The sequence below is a fragment of the Mycolicibacterium baixiangningiae genome (assembly GCF_016313185.1).
Lineage (GTDB): Bacteria > Actinomycetota > Actinomycetes > Mycobacteriales > Mycobacteriaceae > Mycobacterium > Mycobacterium baixiangningiae.
On sequence record NZ_CP066218.1, the window covers coordinates 4,774,154 to 4,790,257 of the forward strand.

Below are 16,104 nucleotides of genomic sequence, written 5' to 3' on the forward strand. Positions count from 1 at the left end.
CGCCGGAGACTACACCGGTCACAGCGGTCATTTCTGCGGTAGCGGCTCGTTCACCCGGTAGAGCCGATAGGTCGGCTGGTTCTCCCCCTGGTTCGGTATCTCGAGTTCGAGGGTCGCGACGTCCGAGCCGGTTTCGTACAGGGTGGGATAGCGCAGGTTGAGCGCGTCGGCCACCCCACGCCCGGTATTGGGCACGGCGAGCAGATAGCGCACGCCCCGGCCCGACGGGTCGTTGAGGAGCCGCACAAAATCTGCATCCGAGGGCACCACAAAGGTTTTCGGTCTGTCGGATGCCACGATGACGGCGAACCCGTACATCGTGTCGGCGATGATGGAGCTTTCCGGCAGCTGTAAGCGGTCGAGGTATCTCGCGAGTTGGCGCTCGGTGGAGAAGGTGGCGGCGACGCGACGCTGGTCGGCCTTGGCCGGGCTCACGCTGTCCGGGTCGGGGTCCAGAACCGCCGCCAATGCGAACTCCTGCGGCGCGTACATCGGCAGGCTCATCCCCCAACCCGCCACCGGCACGCTGACGGCGAATGCCGCCGCGGCAAGGTAGCCACCGCGCAGCGACCGTGTCGTCGGCGTCTGCGCGGATTTCGGGGCGTAGCGGCCGCGCCGCTTGGGTACGGCGAACCCGCCGTCGGGTACGGCCACCAGTGCCATACAGGCGGCGAAGGGGATCGCCACGATGTAGAACCGCAGGAACGGGAACGTCTCACCCGTGGCGTAGGTCAGCGCCTGGAACGCCAGCGTCGCACCGAAGATCACGATCGGCGCCAGCAGCATTCCCCAGTTCGGCCGGCGCCAGCGCATGAACCCGGCCCACACCACCAGCGGTATCAGGGTGGGCGCCAGCAGTGTCATGGACGCCACCGAGAAGACCAGTCCGGCACCGAAGTCCGACGTCCCGCCGCCGGACTGCCTGAGGATCGCGGTGTTGCCGTACTGCGAGGTGAACTGGGTGAAGGCTTCACCGGTGATCAGCCAACTCGCAACCGCCCAGCCGACCAACGCCGCCAGTCCGGGTCCACTGACCAACAGGACGTCGAGCAGCGCCCGCCGGAACCGGGGTGGGATGCGAGCCCGCCGATAGGTGGTCACACCGACCAGTAACGCGGCCGCCGCAACACACGCCACCGCGTCATAGCGGGTGAGGTAGGCCAGGCCCATCGCGATCCCGCCGGCGGCGATCAGGTGGTGCACGTCGTCGTCGACCATCCACATCATCAGCCGGCGCACCGCCCAGGTGACGAAGAAGACGAAGGGCGCCTCACTCATTCCGTTCGAACCGTAGAAGACGATCATCGGGTTCAGGGCGAAGATGGCGGTGATGACGAGGACGTAGCGGCGCGACAGGCCGCGGTCGCTCCCCGTGGAGAGGATCTGCACCACCGCACCGGCCATGAACGCCGCCGACATGAGGCTTCCGGAGAAGGCGCGTTCGGCGAAGTCCGGCCACACGGGCGACAGCGCGATCATGGGAATCTGCGCCATCGCGGTCAACGGGGTGAAGATGAAACCGATCGCGGCCAGATGTGGGTCGCGGCTGAACAGAACGCTCTGCGCCGCGGAGGCGCGGGACAGCGCGTCACCGAGGATGAAGCCGTGCCGCACCTGAAGCCAGTAACCGACCGCCGCGTACACCGCGAAGGCCAGGACGAAGACGATGACCTTCAGCCGGCGATCGGAGACGGTTCTCATCGACCGGCGGGAGTCTCGGCGGGTGCGTCGACGACCAGGCCGTGAACCGTCTTCTCCCAGTACGACGGACTCCGGATCAGCTGGTAGAGGCCCTTGGCAGCGGCGACGCTCATCATCACCCAGAACGCCGGCACGGTGAGCGCGGGCACCAGCAGATCCGATCGGTCGTCCTCACGCAGCGCCACCAGGTTCATGTAGATCGTCGCGAGGTTCCCCAGCACCAGGCACAGCAGCGCCGGGAAGTAGACGTACGCCGGGAACATCGCGCTGACGGCCGCGGGATGGCCGAGGAACCAGAGCAGGGTGATCAGCCAGAAGAAGAGGTTGAGTACCGCGATGACCGGTGTGCCGCCCAGGATCAGGTTGAACCGGATGAACGCGCGCACGCCGAGCATGCGCATCAGTGCGCGGGGCCGGCGCATCTCCACCAGCCACGTCTGCAGATAGCCCTTGTACCAACGGGATCGCTGGCGAATCCAGTTGATCGAGTCGCTGTTGGCCTCTTCCAGAGTCGTGGACTCGACGACCGCGGTCTCATATCCGTTCGCCGCGATCCGCAGGCCGAGGTCGGCGTCCTCGGTGACGTTGTGCGGATCCCACGCACCGATCGTGTCCAGGACGCGGGTCAGCAGATGGTTGGACGTGCCGCCCAGGGGAATCGGTGTGCCCGTTCGCATCATGCCGGGCAGCAGGAAGCCGAACCACAGGCCGTACTCCGCGGTGAACCATCCCGTCAGCAGGTTCTGGTGCCCGTTGTAGAACGCGAGCCTGGCCTGGACGCACACGATGTCGTCGGGTGAGCTCCGGAACACCGAGACGACCCGCCGCAACTGCAGCGGGTCGGGCCGGTCCTCGGCGTCGTAGATGGTGACGATGTCACCGGTCGCGAAATGCAGACCGTAGTTGCACGCCTTGGGTTTCGTCCGCGGTTGCGCCGGAGGTATCAGCACCATCTCGATGAAATCCGCATCGGCGTACTGCCGTGCCGCGTCGATCGTCGCCTGGTCGTCGGCCTCGAGCAACAGCAGCACCTGAAGCTTGGACCGTGGGTATTCCATGGCGCCCATCGCCGCGATCAGATCCCCGACGACTTCCGGTTCGTGGTAGGCCGGGACCAGGATCGTGTAGGGCGGGAGTTCGGCGTCGGGGATCGCACGAGCCTCCTCGTCGGGGACGACGATGGCACTCGCGGCCAGGCCCTGCCGGAAGATCATCACGCGGTCGACCAGGGTGAAGACGTACGCCGCCGTACACAGTGCGACCGCCGCGACGATGGTCGTCGTCGGCCACAGCACTCCGCAGACCACCGACGTGAGCAGGACGCCCCACAGCGCCGGCCGTTGCCAACCCATCAGCGGCAGAGCGGCCGACCGCGACGGGTCCTGTCTGAGCAGCCCGTTGACGGCCTGGTCCAGGACCTGCGCCTCGTCGGCCGGAGCCAGGCGTTCGAGGCGGCTGCGCCCAGAGATCATCGGGGTACCCGTGTTTCGCGCCGCTCGACGGCCTGCAGCTGTGCCTCGACCAGGTCGCGACCGAACGTGGTCAGCAGGTCCGCATCCTCGTAGGAGGAGGTCTCGTCGACGGCTACCGAGTTGCCGCGGAAGAGCACGGCGAGCAGTTTGTAGAGGGTCTTCCAGATGGCGCCGTTGGGCGGCGGGAAGTGCGCGTCGGGTTCATGGTTGTCGACGGAGCTGACGAGTATCCGTTGCGCGAAATCCGCGTCCCGCCACTCGAACTCCAGCACATTCCAGGTCAGCAGCAGGTGGTCGTCGACCGCGGTGAGGAGTTCACCCGCCACGCCGTGTCCCAGGTCCACCGATCTGCGCGCACTGAGCCGCTCGGAGACATCGAAGAGCAGCCCGGGCGGATACACCTCCAGCGACAACGGCCAATCCGTGCTGACACAATCGACCACGACGGTGCGGGGCCGGCTGAACTTGTCCCAGTTGGGATTTCCGACGTCGGCGACCATCTTCTGCCGTACCAGCGTCGCGTTCCGCCCGTACAGGCGTTTGACGAAGTCGTACTCGGTGGTCTCGGTGACGTGCCAACCGTGCGGAGCCACCAAGGGTGCGCCGAACGCCAAACCGTCGAACTGCGGCAGGGCCGGGAGCCGGGAGCCGGGCGGCAGCGGCAGCACGGCCAGCACCAGCCCTACCGCGAGCACAACCGCACATCCCCACCAAACATCCTTGGCTGCAAGCGGTTCGGAGTGTTGAACCGGACCCCGGGACGGCCCACGTCGGGAGATCAGGACCATCAGCAGGCTCACCGCGGCGATCGAGGTCAATGAGGGGTTGAGCTGGTACACCAGCAGCGGCGCGTCGGGAAAGAACACCCACAGCACCACGAGGTACGCCACACCGAAACCCCATGCGCCGATCGCCGCCAGCATCGCGATGGTTCGGTCGAATCCGAATGCGATTGCGGCGGCGGCCCCGACGATCAACAGGGCGGTGATACCGGCGGCCACCTTTCCGCCGCCCAGCACGATCACCGTGAGGTGGTACGGCAGCGGCAGCGCCAGCAGCATCATCGCCCACACCCATCGGAACCGGGTGACCGCACGCAGACCGAAAAGCATGACGCCGGCACTGATCACGAACAGCAGCATCGCCGCCAGGTCGAGTCTCAGGAGCGAGAAGAAATCGGTGTACCGCGGCAGCAGGACGCCCTGCACCATCAGGGCCAGCGACAGACCCATCACCCCGACGATCACGTCGGTCTGCCTGTCGTGGATGGACCGCTCGCGGCGGCTGCGGTGCGCCACTCCCTGCGCCGCCATGATGCCGGCGAGTGGAATCACCCAGGTGTAGCCGTTGACTCCGGCACCGAACGTGCTGCCGATCAACACCTCGAGCGGTCCATGGAAAGCCAGGACGGTCACCGCAGCGATGAAGGCCCAGCGCAGTAGCCGTCCCAGCACCGGACGCCCGGCCAGCCACCGCTTCGGTGGCGTTTCTTCGGCGGGTGTTTGAACCGGTGCGACCACCTCAGCCGCCCTTCGCCCCGCGCGCGCGTCGAACGAGCAGCGATGCCGCACCGACGCCGGCGACCACGACGACGGCCGCCCCGACCCACAGGAGCCAGGTCGGTTCCCCGCCGGTATCCGACGGGGCCTGATCCACCGGGGCCGTCGGCACCACCGCCGGTGCACGGCCCGGCGCGGAGATCACGGCGTTGCCGTCCAGCCGCGACCAGCGCTGGGGATCGTCGTCCAGCCACCGAAGCAACTGGTCGAGTTGGCGCGGGGCACCGTTGGAGGTGGCGATCAACAGGGTGCGGTCATCATCGAACACAGTCTGCAAGGAGGCGAAGCCGACGGCCGGTTCGATGCGCAGGGTGACCGGCTCACCGGCGGCGTTGACGGCCTCGACGGTGAGCTCCTCGTCGGCGGAACTCACCGGCAGAGCGATATCGTCGCGGTCCCAGCCGTCGGCGGCTATCAGAACCGCGGCGTTACCGCCGTCGATCGCCTGCTGCAGGTCGACCACAGCGGTGTCGATCGGCAGTGCGCTGAGTCGTTGCAGCCCCGCCATGATGGACACCGCGCGTGCCGTGTCGGCGAATCGCTCTGCGCCCAGGCCGATTTCGACCCGCGGCATCATCGCCTGCGGCAATGACTGGAAGCCTGCGGGGACGGGTGGGTTGGCCGGACTGCTCTGCACCACGCTTTCCCCGTCGATGGTCAGGGTGATCGGCTGGAATTCGCCGCAGCGGCCGGTGTTGCCGGTGATGTCCACCGCGACCTCGAGGCTGGTGAATCGTTGCAGCAGACGGTCGGGGATGTCGACCCATCGATCGATGCGCCCATCGGCGTCGCTGGCCCACCGGTCGATCGTCTCGCCGCCCGTTCTGACCACGATCTGCGCCCCGATGTTCTCCGGCACCGGAGTGTAGGAGCCCATGAGGTGAACGCGGATACCACGCGCGGACCGCCCCAGTCGGGTTTGGTCGATGCCGACGATCACCTGCGGTGACAGCGACTCCGCGGTGGCACCGGGCTCGCCGAGCTCCCTCAGCGTCGTGGTGTCGCCCGGCAGTTGGGGACTGCCTCTCAACGCTCCCACCACGGCTTCGGAGCTCACTGCCACCCGCAGCAGGTCACTGGCGAGCAACCGGGTCTGGTTGATCAGTTCGGCGGCCGGACCGGAGATCGTCAGGACCGGCACTCCGGGGCCGCCCTGCAGGGACAGACCGCTGTCGGGGCCCTCCCGGATCACCACCTGGCGCTCGAGCGGCGCCGACTCGATGGCGGGCATGGATTCGTCATCGGCCAGCGCGGTGACGGCTATGCCGGTGTTCTGCGCCCGGTAGCGGGCCGCCACCGCCGTACCCACCCGCACCGCCGCATCGGATTCGGCCTGCGACGGGTTACGCGGGATGGCGATGGTCAACGTCCGCAGCACCGGTGGCAGGAAATCGGCCACGGCGGACGGCACCGACTCCGTGCCGGTGAAGCTGATCGATCCGTCGACGAGCTGCAGCGGATTCGTCGGGTCCAGGCAGTATCCCTCGAGAGGCAGCAGATAACTGTGGATCGTCACCGTCACGGCGTTGTCGTCGACATCGGCACCCGCCAGCGGAATCTGGACCGGTCCGCGCGGCACCAGGGGCAACTCCAGCTGGGCGATCGTGCGCTGGTCCTGAACGACGGTGATAGCCGCTGAACGCAGGAAGACCGGAAGCTCGAACGTCGCATTCAGGGTGGCCGGCGTGAGCCCGGGGGGCACCGGGAACGTCAGCGTCGTGGTGCCGGTCTGGCCGTAGAACTGGAGGGGGCCGCCGGAGCCGAGTTCAGCGAGGGTCAGGGTGGGCGCGCCGACCAGCGCGCCGTCGCCGGGAACCCCCTTCGCGACCGGCGGCACTCCCCAGAAAAGCAGCGCCAGCACGCTCATGACCGCGGCTAGCCGGCCCCCCGTTGTCTGCACAATTCAATGTTAGATGCATCACAATTTCGATCGGAGCCCGGAAACACCACTGCCCACCGCACGAGGCGGTGGGCAGTCGTGACGCCGAAGAGTGTGGCGGTGTTACTTGGCCTTTTCGAGGACCTCGACCAGCCGCCACCGCTTGGTGGCCGACAGCGGTCGGGTCTCCATCAGCGAGACGCGGTCGCCGACGCCGGCGTCGCCGTTCTCGTCATGGGCCTTGACCTTCGTGGTGGTCCGGATGATCTTGCCGTAGAGCGGGTGGCTCTTGCGGGATTCCAGCTCGACCACGATGGTCTTCTGCATCTTGTCGCTCACCACGTAGCCGATGGCGGTCTTGCGACGGCCGCGCGGCTTCTCGGTGCGCGGGGTGTGCTTCGGGCCAGCCGAAGTGCTCTTGTCAGTTGTGTTCTCTGCCATCACGATTCCTCACCGGCGGGTCCGGAGGCCAGACCCAGTTCACGTTCGCGCAGCACGGTGTACACGCGCGCAATCTCCTGTCGCACCGTGCGGAGCCGACGGTTGTTGGACAGCTGACCGGTGGCCATCTGGAAGCGCAGGTTGAACAGCTCTTCCTTCGACTCACGCACCCGCTCGATCAACTCGTCGTCGGTCAGCTCGCGCAGTTCACCAGGCGATACTCCCACTGCCATCAGAAGTTCTCCTCTCTGGTCACGATGCGCGCCTTGATCGGCAACTTGTGGATTGCGCGGGTCAGTGCGTCCCGCGCGATCTTCTCGTCGGGGTAGCTCAGCTCGAACAGCACACGGCCGGGCTTGACGTTGGCCACCCACCACTCCGGCGAACCCTTACCCGAACCCATGCGGGTCTCGGCGGGCTTCTTGGTCAGCGGACGGTCCGGGAAGATGTTGATCCACACCTTGCCGCCACGCTTGATGTGCCGGTTGATGGCGATACGAGCGGACTCGATCTGCCGGTTGGTGATGTAGGCGTGCTCGAGCGCCTGGATGCCGTAGTCACCGAAGCTCACCGACGTGCCACCGCTGGCAATGCCGCGCTGTCTGGGGTGATGCTGCTTGCGGTGCTTGACCTTACGAGGGATCAGCATGCTTAGCTCCCTGAATTCTCTGTGGTGGACTCGGCCGCCACGGCGTCGGCCGCTGCCGGCGCCTCCGCGTTGGCCGCGACACTGCCCGCAGGCGCGGTGCCGCTGGCGGCACGCCCGGCGTCAGTGCTGGTCGCCGTGGTACCCGACGCACCGCTGCGGCGCGGGCGGGTGCCCGACGGACGCTCACGGCGCGGGCGGTCGGCACCCGCGGGCGCGGCGGCGGTCAGCTCACGCTTGCCGCCGACGATGTCGCCCTTGTAGATCCAGACCTTCACGCCGATCCGGCCGAAGGTGGTCTTGGCCTCGTAGAGGCCGTAGTCGATGTCGGCGCGCAGCGTGTGCAGCGGCACCCGGCCTTCGCGGTAGAACTCCGAGCGGCTCATCTCGGCGCCACCGAGGCGGCCGGAGCATTGCACGCGGATGCCCTTGACGTTCGGCTGACGCATCGCCGACTGGATCGCCTTGCGCATCGCGCGACGGAACGCCACACGGTTGGACAGCTGCTCGGCAACACCCTGGGCGACGAGCTGAGCCACCGACTCCGGGCTCTTCACCTCGAGGATGTTGAGCTGGACCTGCTTCTTGGTCAGCTTCTCCAGGTCGGCGCGGATCCGGTCGGCCTCAGTGCCACGACGGCCGATCACGATGCCCGGACGTGCGGTGTGGATGTCGACGCGGACCCGGTCGCGGGTGCGTTCGATCTCCACGTCGGCGATACCGGCGCGCTCGAGACCGGTGGCCAGGAGCCTCCGGATCGCCACGTCTTCCTTGACGTAGTCCTTGTACTGCTTGTCTGCGTACCACCGGGACTTCCAGTCGGTCGTGATACCGAGGCGGAAGCCGTGGGGGTTGATCTTCTGGCCCACTACTGCGAGCCTCCCTTCGCCTCTTCCGAAGCTTCAGTGGTCGTGGCGGCTGCGGCGGTCTTGGCCTTGCTGCCCTGGGCGCGACGCGCGCGTGCACCGCCGGCAGGCTCGGCCGCACCACCGCGGCGACGCTCACGGGGGGGACGGCTCTCCACGATCACGGTGATGTGGCTGGTGCGCTTGCGGATCCGGAACGCACGCCCCTGGGCACGCGGACGGATGCGCTTGGCGGTCGGGCCCTCATCGGCGTGGATGGTCGCGACCACCAGCGTCGCCGGGTCGAGGCCATCGTTGTTCTGCGCGTTGGCCGCAGCACTGGCGATCACCTTGGCGACCGGCTCACTGGCCTGCTGAGGCGCCCACCGCAGGATGTCGAGGGCTTCCTCGACGCTCTTGCCGCGGACCAGATCGATGACGCGGCGGGCCTTGCTCGCCGAGATGCCGACGTAGCGGGCGACTGCCGTCGCTGACGGATATTCGATGGTCGTACTCATCGCCTCTTGCTCTTCCGGTCATCCTTGATGTGACCCTTGAAGGTGCGGGTGGGGGCGAACTCGCCCAGCTTGTGCCCGACCATCGCCTCGGTGACGAACACCGGCACGTGCTTGCGGCCGTCGTGAACCGCAAAGGTGTGCCCGATGAAGTCGGGGATGATGGTCGACCGACGCGACCAGGTCTTGATGACCTGCTTGGTGTTCTTCTCGTTCTGGACGTCCACCTTTTTGAGGAGATGGTCGTCGACGAACGGGCCTTTCTTCAGGCTGCGTGGCATCGCTAAAGTTCCTTCCCCGGCCTAGCGCTTGTTCTTGCCGGTGCGCCGGCGTCGGACGATGAGCTTGTCGCTCGGCTTGTTCTTGCGGGTACGACCCTCGGGCTTACCCCACGGGCTGACCGGGTGACGGCCACCGGAGGTCTTACCCTCACCACCGCCGTGCGGGTGGTCGACCGGGTTCATCACGACACCACGGACGGTCGGGCGCTTGCCCTTCCACCGCATACGGCCGGCCTTACCCCAGTTGATGTTCGCCTGCTCGGCGTTGCCGACCTCGCCGACGGTGGCGCGGCAGCGCACGTCGACGCGGCGGATCTCACCCGACGGCATACGCAGCGTCGCGTAGGCGCCTTCCTTGCCCAGCAGCTGGACGCTGACACCCGCCGAGCGGGCGAGCTTCGCGCCACCACCGGGCCGCAGCTCCACAGCGTGGATGACGGTGCCGGACGGGATGTTGCGCAGCGGCAGGTTGTTGCCCGGCTTGATGTCGGCGTTGGCGCCCGACTCCACGACCGCGCCCTGCTTGAGTCCCTGCGGCGCGATGATGTAGCGCTTCTCGCCGTCCAGGTAATGCAGCAGTGCGATGTTCGCGGTGCGGTTCGGGTCGTACTCGATGTGTGCGACCTTGGCGTCGACGCCGTCCTTGTCGTGGCGACGGAAGTCGATCACGCGGTAGGCGCGCTTGTGGCCACCGCCCTTGTGCCGGGTGGTGATCCGACCGTGTGCGTTACGTCCGCCCTTACCGTGCAGCGGGCGGACCAGCGATTTCTCCGGGGTCGAGCGAGTGATCTCGGCGAAATCGGAGACGCTGGCACCGCGGCGACCCGGGGTCGTCGGCTTGTACTTGCGAATTGCCATTTCTATTAAGTCTCTCTAGCTTCTCGCCCGGCTCAGGCCGGTGCTCCGAACAGATCGATCGGCTTACTGCCGGCGGCCAGGGTGACGATGGCGCGCTTGGTGCTCTTGCGCTGGCCGTACCCGGAGCGGGTGCGCTTGCGCTTGCCCTGCCGGTTGGCCGTGTTCACCGAATCGACCTTGACCTTGAAGATCTTCTCGACAGCGATCTTGATCTGGGTCTTGTTCGAGTCCGGGTGCACGACGAACGTGTAGACGTTGTCCTCGATCAGCCCGTAGGACTTCTCGGAGATGACCGGCGCCAGGATGATGTCGCGGGGATCCGTCACGGTTGCCATCAGGCCGTTACCTCCTGCTTGCTGTTCGCCGAGATGTAAGCGTTCAGCGCCTCGACGCTGAACACCACGTCGTCGGCCTTGAGCACGTCGTAGGTGTTGAGCTGATCCGGCGAGATGATGTGCACGCCGGGCAGGTTGCGCACGCTGCGGACGCTGGTGTCATCGGTGCGGCCGATGACGATCAGGACCTTGTTGTTCCCAGCCGTGCGCTCGGACAGAAGCGACGACAGGAACGCCTTGGCGCCCTTGGTCGACGGGGTCTGCCCCTCCACCAGTTCGGTGACCGCGTGAATGCGGCCGTTGCGCGCCCGGTCCGAGAGCGCCCCGCGCAGGGCGGCGGCGATCATCTTCTTCGGGGTGCGCTGGCTGTAGTCGCGCGGCTGCGGGCCGTGCACCACGCCACCGCCGGTGAACTGCGGCGCACGGGTCGAACCCTGACGCGCGCGGCCGGTGCCCTTCTGGCGGTACGGCTTCTTGCCGCCGCCGGAGACCTCACCGCGGGTCTTGGTCGAGTGCGTGCCCTGACGCTTGGCGGCCAACTGTGCGGTGACCACCTGGTGCATCAGCGCGATGTTGGCCTCGACGTCGAACAGCTCGGCGGGCAGCTCGACGGAACCGTCGGTGGTGCCTGCCGGCGTCTTGACCTCAATTGTGGTTGCCATTACTTCTCGCCTCGCTTGATTGCGCTGCGGACCATCACGAGTCCACCGTTGCGGCCGGGGATGGCGCCCTTGATCAACAGCACGCCGTTGGCGGCGTCGACCTTGTGCACCACGAGGTTCTGCGTCGTCACGCGGTCGCTGCCCATCCGGCCCGACATGCGGGTGCCCTTGAACACCCGGCCGGGGGTGGCGCAGCCACCGATGGAACCGGGACGGCGGTGCACTGCCTGCGCACCGTGGCTGGCGCCCTGACCCTTGAAGCCGTGGCGCTTCATGGTGCCGGCGAAGCCCTTGCCCTTGCTGGTCCCGGTGACGTCGACGAAGGCGCCCTCGGCGAAGACCTCAGCCGTGAGTTCCTGGCCGACCTCGTAGTCCGCGGTGGCCGACTCGTCCTCGAGCCGGAGCTCGGCGAGGTGGCGACGCGGGTTGATGCCTGCGGCGGCGAACTGACCGGTCACCGGCTTGGTGACCTTGCGGGGGCTGATCTCGCCATAGGCGATCTGCACCGCGCTGTAGCCGTCGCGCTCGGGGGTACGGATCCGGGTCACCACGTTGGGGCCGGCTTTGACGACCGTCACCGGCACGACCCTGTTGTTCTCGTCGAACACCTGCGTCATGCCCAGCTTGGTGCCCAGAATGCCTTTACGTGCCATTTCTAGGGTCTCCTACTGGATATTCACGTCGACGCTGGCCGGAAGGTCGATGCGCATGAGCGCGTCAACGGTCTTCGGCGTCGGGTCGAGGATGTCGATCAACCGCTTGTGAGTACGCATCTCGAAGTGCTCCCGCGAGTCCTTGTACTTGTGCGGTGAGCGGATGACGCAGTACACGTTCTTCTCGGTCGGCAGCGGCACGGGGCCCACCACGCTGGCACCGGTACGGGTGACCGTCTCCACGATCTTGCGCGCCGAGGCGTCGATCGCCTCGTGGTCGTAGGCCTTGAGCCTGATGCGGATCTTTTGTCCCGCCACGCTGTTCCTACCTCACTCCTGCTTATGGCCCGCGCTGGGCGAACCCAGCGCGGTTGGCTGTTGCCGCCGCTGTTTACCTGTCTGTGGTCCACCGGCCCCCGCGGTCGGGTGTGTCGCCCTACGCGCACTCGATTGCGGCGGAAATCCGACACACTCGAGAGGTGGGACCGATGCGCCCGTATGGGCGCCGGTCGGATGCCTTCGCGGGGCGGTCCGAACAGGCACCGACCCGGCTCAAGGCAACCCGAACAGTATGCCTGACGATCGTGCCCTATCCAAATCCCTGGACAACCCCCGCCGATCGGCGTGACGGGCCCTCGCGGTCCAGGTCACGACCCTCAGTTTCGCAGACCCGACCAGAACGCGCAGCCGTGCTCCTCGGCGAAGCCCGTCGTGACCCGGCTGCCGTCGGGTTGCAGCGACAGATAGGAGCCGTCGCCGAACTCCGGCCAGTCCGGGGCGTCCGAGGCCGACGGGACACCTGAGGTGACGAAGGCACTCCAGTAGTCGATCATCTGGTCGGACAGCGTCTGCTGCTCCGGCGACAGTGGCGGCGCCCCGCCGACGTCGAACAGGTAGCGCAGCTCGAGTGAGTGGCTGGCGCCGACCGGGAACGGCAGGGTCCGCAGCGGTTCGGGGGCCGGCGCCTGGCGGTCGTTGAACTCGTAGGCGTAGACCGGCGACCGGCCGGCGAGGTCCGCGGCGATCCGGTCGGCGATGCAGGCGAACTCGCCGTCGGTCACCGCCGCCGCATAGGCGAGCGCGACGCTGCCGTAGCGGTCGACCGGATAGCGCGCGCCGACCTGCGCGGCGTTCGCGCCGAAGGTGTCGGCCAGCAGGCCGGGGTACTCCTCGGGCAGGTAGCGGTCGCCGCGCTGCAGGTAGCTCAGCGCGACGAAGAGTGTGAACTCGTCGCGGTTGGTCCCGATGAGCACCGGCACCCGCGCCGCTTTCCCGTCGGCGAAGGCGCTCACGGGGTCGACCGGCAGCGCGGCGGTCCCGGTGACCGGCCCGGTCAGGTCGTTGGCGCCGATACCGACGAACCACACGGGTTTGCGCAATTTGTCGGCGGGCAGCGCGCGCAGGCACGCGGCGGCGGTGACCGGATCGGGGCAGCCGGCGTCCGCGGCGTAGTCGAGACTGCGCTGTTCGGCCACGGGCAGCGCGGCCTGCGTCTGGCAGGGACCGCTCTGGATGATCGCGGCGCGGAACAGGCCGACCGAGCCCGGGGCGACGAGGTGGTCGCACACCGACATCCCGCCGGCCGACTCGCCTGCGACGGTGACCTTCTGCGGGTCGCCGCCGAAGTCGGCGATGTTGTCACGCACCCAGCGCAGCGCGGCCTGCTGGTCGGCCAGCCCGTAGTTGCCGACGTCGCCGGGCGCCCCCAGGGCCGGATGCGCCAGGAAGCCGACCGTGCCGAGCCGGTAGTTGACGGTGACGACGACGATGTCACCGCGCGCGGCCAGCCAGCGGGCGTCGTACATACCGGCGTTGCCGCTGACGAACGCGCCGCCGTGGATCCAGACCATCACCGGCCGTTTCTCGCTCGACGCAGGTGGGGTCCAGACGTTGAGCGTCAGGCAGTCCTCGTCGGTCTGCCTGCCGAACTCCGGATCGCTGGCCGGGTCCTGCAGGCAGCGCGGGCCAGACCGGGTGGCCTGCCGCTCCCCGTTCCACTCCGGTGCGGGGGCGGGCGGGCGCCAGCGCAGCGGACCCACGGGCGGGGCCGCGTAGGGAATGCCGGCGAACAGTCGATGGTCGTCCGCGACCACTCCGCGCAGCGCACCGGAGACCGTGTGCACCACGGCCGGGTCGGCGGGTGTCGGGGTGGTCGCGCCCCCGTCCCCCCTGGTGCACGCGGCGAGCAGGACCACTGCGAGCGCCCAGCCGAGGGCGTGGACGTATCGCACACCGCGAGCCTAGTGATCGACGGCGTGAGGGAATGTCACGGTTTGTGGCACAACGTGGCGCGAGTCACATAAGATGCATTTTGACACCTGTCAAGTTGCTGCGAAGGAGTACCTATGAGCACGCCGACGATGGACGACGCCGCCAAGGTGCTGGCCGATCCGACGGCTTACGCCGACGACCAGCGACTGCACGCGGCGCTGACCCATCTGCGGGCCACCAACCCGGTGGCCTGGGTGGACAACCCGCCCTACCGGCCGTTCTGGGCGATCACCAAACACGCCGACATCATGGCGATCGAGCGGGCCAACGACCTGTTCCTGTCCGAACCCCGCCCGCTGCTTTCCACCGCACAGGCCGACGATCTGGCCAAGGCGCACCTCGAGGCCGGTATGGGCCTGCGCACGCTGATCCACATGGACGATCCGCACCACCGCAAGGTGCGTGCGATCGGCGCGGACTGGTTCCGGCCCAAGGCGATGCGTGACCTCAAGGTGCGCGTCGACGAACTCGCCGAGCGCTACGTGGACCGGATGCGCGACATCGGTCCGGAGTGCGACTTCGTCACCGAGATCGCGGTCAACTTCCCGCTGTACGTGATCATGTCGCTGCTCGGCCTGCCCGAAGAGGATTTCGGTCGCATGCACTCGCTGACCCAGGAGATGTTCGGTGGCGACGACGAGGAGTACAAACGCGGCACCACTCCCGAAGAGCAGATGGCGGTGCTACTCGACTTCTTCTCCTATTTCTCGCAGCTGACCGCATCCCGGCGGGCGAATCCGACCGACGACCTCGCATCGGCGATCGCGAACGGCGCGATCGACGGCGAACCAGTGTCCGAGGTCGACACGGCCTCGTACTACGTGATCGTCGCCAGCGCCGGCCACGACACCACCAAGGACGCGATCTCGGGCGGTCTGCTCGCACTCATCGAGAATCCCGGTGAACTGCAGCGCCTCCAGAACGATCCGGGCCTGATGGGGACCGCGGTGGAGGAGATGATCCGCTGGTCCACCCCCGTCAAGGAGTTCATGCGCACCGCCGCCGAGGACACCACGGTTCGCGGCGTGCCGATCGCGAAGGGCGAATCCGTCTATCTCGCTTACGTTTCGGCGAATCGGGACGACGAGATCTTCGACGAACCGTTCCGCTTCGACGTGGGACGCGACCCGAACAAGCACCTGTCCTTCGGCTACGGAGTGCACTTCTGTCTCGGCGCCGCACTCGCCCGGATGGAGATGAACAGCCTGTTCACCGAGCTCTTGCCGCGCCTGGACCACATCGAGCTGGCGGGCACGCCCGAGCTGTCGGCGACCACCTTCGTCGGCGGGCTCAAGCACCTGCCGATCCGGTATTCGTTGCGCTGAGACCGCCCTGGCGGACGTGCGTGGCGAGGAAGCCGTCCACGGCCGCTTCGGCGCACGCGTGGTAGTCGAAATCGGCCAGCGTGCTCAGCCGGCCCAGGATCAGCGGCCCGATGAGCAGGGCGATCGCCAGGAGGCGGTCCTTCTCGTCGAGGTGCAGGTCGCCGGCCGCCGGGCCGTCGAAGATCGCGTCGAACGGCGCCGAGTACGACTGCAGGATCCGCTCGCGCAGTGAGCCGACCGCTCCCCCGGTCTCGGCCTCGCGCACCTCGGCCCACGGGCCCAGGTCGGGTCCGGAGGCGAGCCACGTCATCGCGGCCAGCGTGGTCGGCACCTCCCGGATCGCATCCGCCCAGCCGACCACGACGGCGATCAGCTGTTCGCGCAGGCTGCCCTCGGCCGGTGGCATCGGCGCAGGCTGCAGCAGCCCCTGGAACGCCGCCGCCAGCAGATCGTTGGCACTGGCGAAGTGCCGGTACAGCGTCGCGCGGGCGACGTTCGCGCTGCGGGTGACCGCGTCGATCGTCACCGCGCTGGGGCCGCCGGACCGCAGCAGCGTGGTCGCCGCCTCGAGCAGACGCGCCCGCGAACGGGCCGGACGGGGGTCGCCGTTGACATCGGTCATCGTTTACATCATCTCCCAGCGGGTAACAAGACTATTCGT

The 16,104-nt window shown here is 67.7% G+C and carries 18 protein-coding genes; 1 reads left to right on the forward strand and 17 read right to left on the reverse strand.

What is annotated here, in order from left to right; all coding sequences use genetic code 11:
• Nucleotides 1-27: 27 nt before the first annotated feature.
• The 16 genes from I7X18_RS22585 to I7X18_RS22660 all read right to left on the reverse strand — a co-directional run bounded on the left by I7X18_RS22585 (nt 28) and on the right by I7X18_RS22660 (nt 14,078).
• Nucleotides 28-1,701 (reverse strand): ArnT family glycosyltransferase, encoded by a 1,674-nt coding sequence (locus I7X18_RS22585; RefSeq protein ID WP_193046211.1) that lies wholly within the window; start codon nt 1,699-1,701, stop codon nt 28-30.
• Entirely contained in the window at nt 1,698-3,173 is a 1,476-nt protein-coding gene (locus I7X18_RS22590; protein ID WP_193046212.1) for a glycosyltransferase, read from the reverse strand. Before I7X18_RS22590 ends, I7X18_RS22585 begins: the two co-directional genes overlap by 4 nt.
• Complete coding sequence (locus I7X18_RS22595) at nt 3,170-4,693, reverse strand: hypothetical protein (RefSeq protein ID WP_193046213.1); 1,524 nt, start codon at nt 4,691-4,693, stop codon at nt 3,170-3,172. The genes I7X18_RS22590 and I7X18_RS22595 overlap by 4 nt, the downstream gene beginning before the upstream one ends.
• 1 nt (nt 4,694) lies before the next feature.
• Complete coding sequence (locus tag I7X18_RS22600) at nt 4,695-6,599, reverse strand: hypothetical protein (protein ID WP_404822817.1); 1,905 nt, start codon at nt 6,597-6,599, stop codon at nt 4,695-4,697.
• A gap of 135 nt (nt 6,600-6,734) precedes the next feature.
• Nucleotides 6,735-7,052 carry a 30S ribosomal protein S17 gene (gene rpsQ, locus I7X18_RS22605; protein ID WP_193046215.1) on the reverse strand — a complete coding sequence of 106 codons (318 nt, stop codon included), beginning with the start codon at nt 7,050-7,052 and terminating at the stop codon, nt 6,735-6,737.
• Nucleotides 7,052-7,285 (reverse strand): 50S ribosomal protein L29, encoded by a 234-nt coding sequence (rpmC, locus tag I7X18_RS22610; RefSeq protein ID WP_193046216.1) that lies wholly within the window; start codon nt 7,283-7,285, stop codon nt 7,052-7,054. The genes rpsQ and rpmC overlap by 1 nt, the downstream gene beginning before the upstream one ends.
• Complete coding sequence (rplP, locus tag I7X18_RS22615) at nt 7,285-7,701, reverse strand: 50S ribosomal protein L16 (protein ID WP_193046217.1); 417 nt, start codon at nt 7,699-7,701, stop codon at nt 7,285-7,287. The genes rpmC and rplP overlap by 1 nt, the downstream gene beginning before the upstream one ends.
• A 2-nt stretch (nt 7,702-7,703) precedes the next feature.
• Complete coding sequence (rpsC, locus tag I7X18_RS22620) at nt 7,704-8,567, reverse strand: 30S ribosomal protein S3 (protein WP_193046218.1); 864 nt, start codon at nt 8,565-8,567, stop codon at nt 7,704-7,706.
• Complete coding sequence (rplV, locus tag I7X18_RS22625; protein ID WP_193046219.1) at nt 8,567-9,061, reverse strand: 50S ribosomal protein L22; 495 nt, start codon at nt 9,059-9,061, stop codon at nt 8,567-8,569. The genes rpsC and rplV overlap by 1 nt, the downstream gene beginning before the upstream one ends.
• Nucleotides 9,058-9,339, reverse strand: a complete 282-nt coding sequence (gene rpsS / locus I7X18_RS22630) for a 30S ribosomal protein S19 (protein ID WP_003892827.1) — start codon at nt 9,337-9,339, stop codon at nt 9,058-9,060. Before rpsS ends, rplV begins: the two co-directional genes overlap by 4 nt.
• A 21-nt stretch (nt 9,340-9,360) precedes the next feature.
• Nucleotides 9,361-10,197 (reverse strand): 50S ribosomal protein L2, encoded by an 837-nt coding sequence (gene rplB / locus I7X18_RS22635; RefSeq protein ID WP_193046220.1) that lies wholly within the window; start codon nt 10,195-10,197, stop codon nt 9,361-9,363.
• 32 nt (nt 10,198-10,229) lie between these two features.
• On the reverse strand, nt 10,230-10,532 hold the full coding sequence (gene rplW, locus I7X18_RS22640; RefSeq protein WP_193046221.1) for a 50S ribosomal protein L23: 303 nt from the start codon (nt 10,530-10,532) through the stop codon (nt 10,230-10,232).
• Entirely contained in the window at nt 10,532-11,194 is a 663-nt protein-coding gene (gene rplD / locus I7X18_RS22645) for a 50S ribosomal protein L4 (protein ID WP_193046222.1), read from the reverse strand. The genes rplW and rplD overlap by 1 nt, the downstream gene beginning before the upstream one ends.
• Nucleotides 11,194-11,847: a 50S ribosomal protein L3 gene (gene rplC, locus I7X18_RS22650; RefSeq protein ID WP_193046223.1), complete on the reverse strand. Its 654-nt coding sequence runs from the start codon at nt 11,845-11,847 to the stop codon at nt 11,194-11,196. The genes rplD and rplC overlap by 1 nt, the downstream gene beginning before the upstream one ends.
• A gap of 12 nt (nt 11,848-11,859) precedes the next feature.
• Nucleotides 11,860-12,165: a 30S ribosomal protein S10 gene (gene rpsJ / locus I7X18_RS22655; protein ID WP_003883485.1), complete on the reverse strand. Its 306-nt coding sequence runs from the start codon at nt 12,163-12,165 to the stop codon at nt 11,860-11,862.
• A 338-nt stretch (nt 12,166-12,503) separates the two neighbouring features.
• Entirely contained in the window at nt 12,504-14,078 is a 1,575-nt protein-coding gene (locus I7X18_RS22660; protein WP_232375306.1) for a carboxylesterase/lipase family protein, read from the reverse strand.
• A 114-nt stretch (nt 14,079-14,192) separates the two neighbouring features.
• On the opposite strand from I7X18_RS22660, the gene I7X18_RS22665 reads away from it, so the two are divergent.
• Nucleotides 14,193-15,443, forward strand: a complete 1,251-nt coding sequence (locus I7X18_RS22665) for a cytochrome P450 (RefSeq protein WP_193046224.1) — start codon at nt 14,193-14,195, stop codon at nt 15,441-15,443.
• Here I7X18_RS22665 and I7X18_RS22670 read toward each other — a convergent pair.
• Entirely contained in the window at nt 15,409-16,065 is a 657-nt protein-coding gene (locus I7X18_RS22670; protein WP_193046225.1) for a TetR/AcrR family transcriptional regulator, read from the reverse strand. The two genes, I7X18_RS22665 and I7X18_RS22670, sit on opposite strands and share 35 nt — an antisense overlap.
• Nucleotides 16,066-16,104 lie beyond the last annotated feature (39 nt).

Excerpts from the sequence above, each read along its gene's own strand:
- rplC (WP_193046223.1), bottom strand. The coding sequence starts at position 11,847 with ATGGCACGTAAAGGCATTCTGGGCACCAAGCTGGGCATGACGCAGGTG.
- I7X18_RS22590 (WP_193046212.1), bottom strand. The coding sequence starts at position 3,173 with ATGATCTCTGGGCGCAGCCGCCTCGAACGCCTGGCTCCGGCCGACGAG.
- I7X18_RS22665 (WP_193046224.1), top strand. The coding sequence starts at position 14,193 with ATGAGCACGCCGACGATGGACGACGCCGCCAAGGTGCTGGCCGATCCG.
- rplB (WP_193046220.1), bottom strand. The coding sequence starts at position 10,197 with ATGGCAATTCGCAAGTACAAGCCGACGACCCCGGGTCGCCGCGGTGCC.
- rplV (WP_193046219.1), bottom strand. The coding sequence starts at position 9,061 with ATGAGTACGACCATCGAATATCCGTCAGCGACGGCAGTCGCCCGCTAC.
- rplP (WP_193046217.1), bottom strand. The coding sequence starts at position 7,701 with ATGCTGATCCCTCGTAAGGTCAAGCACCGCAAGCAGCATCACCCCAGA.
- rpsQ (WP_193046215.1), bottom strand. The coding sequence starts at position 7,052 with ATGGCAGAGAACACAACTGACAAGAGCACTTCGGCTGGCCCGAAGCAC.
- I7X18_RS22585 (WP_193046211.1), bottom strand. The coding sequence starts at position 1,701 with ATGAGAACCGTCTCCGATCGCCGGCTGAAGGTCATCGTCTTCGTCCTG.
- rplD (WP_193046222.1), bottom strand. The coding sequence starts at position 11,194 with ATGGCAACCACAATTGAGGTCAAGACGCCGGCAGGCACCACCGACGGT.
- rplW (WP_193046221.1), bottom strand. The coding sequence starts at position 10,532 with ATGGCAACCGTGACGGATCCCCGCGACATCATCCTGGCGCCGGTCATC.
- rpsS (WP_003892827.1), bottom strand. The coding sequence starts at position 9,339 with ATGCCACGCAGCCTGAAGAAAGGCCCGTTCGTCGACGACCATCTCCTC.
- I7X18_RS22600 (WP_404822817.1), bottom strand. The coding sequence starts at position 6,599 with ATGAGCGTGCTGGCGCTGCTTTTCTGGGGAGTGCCGCCGGTCGCGAAG.
- I7X18_RS22670 (WP_193046225.1), bottom strand. The coding sequence starts at position 16,065 with ATGACCGATGTCAACGGCGACCCCCGTCCGGCCCGTTCGCGGGCGCGT.
- rpmC (WP_193046216.1), bottom strand. The coding sequence starts at position 7,285 with ATGGCAGTGGGAGTATCGCCTGGTGAACTGCGCGAGCTGACCGACGAC.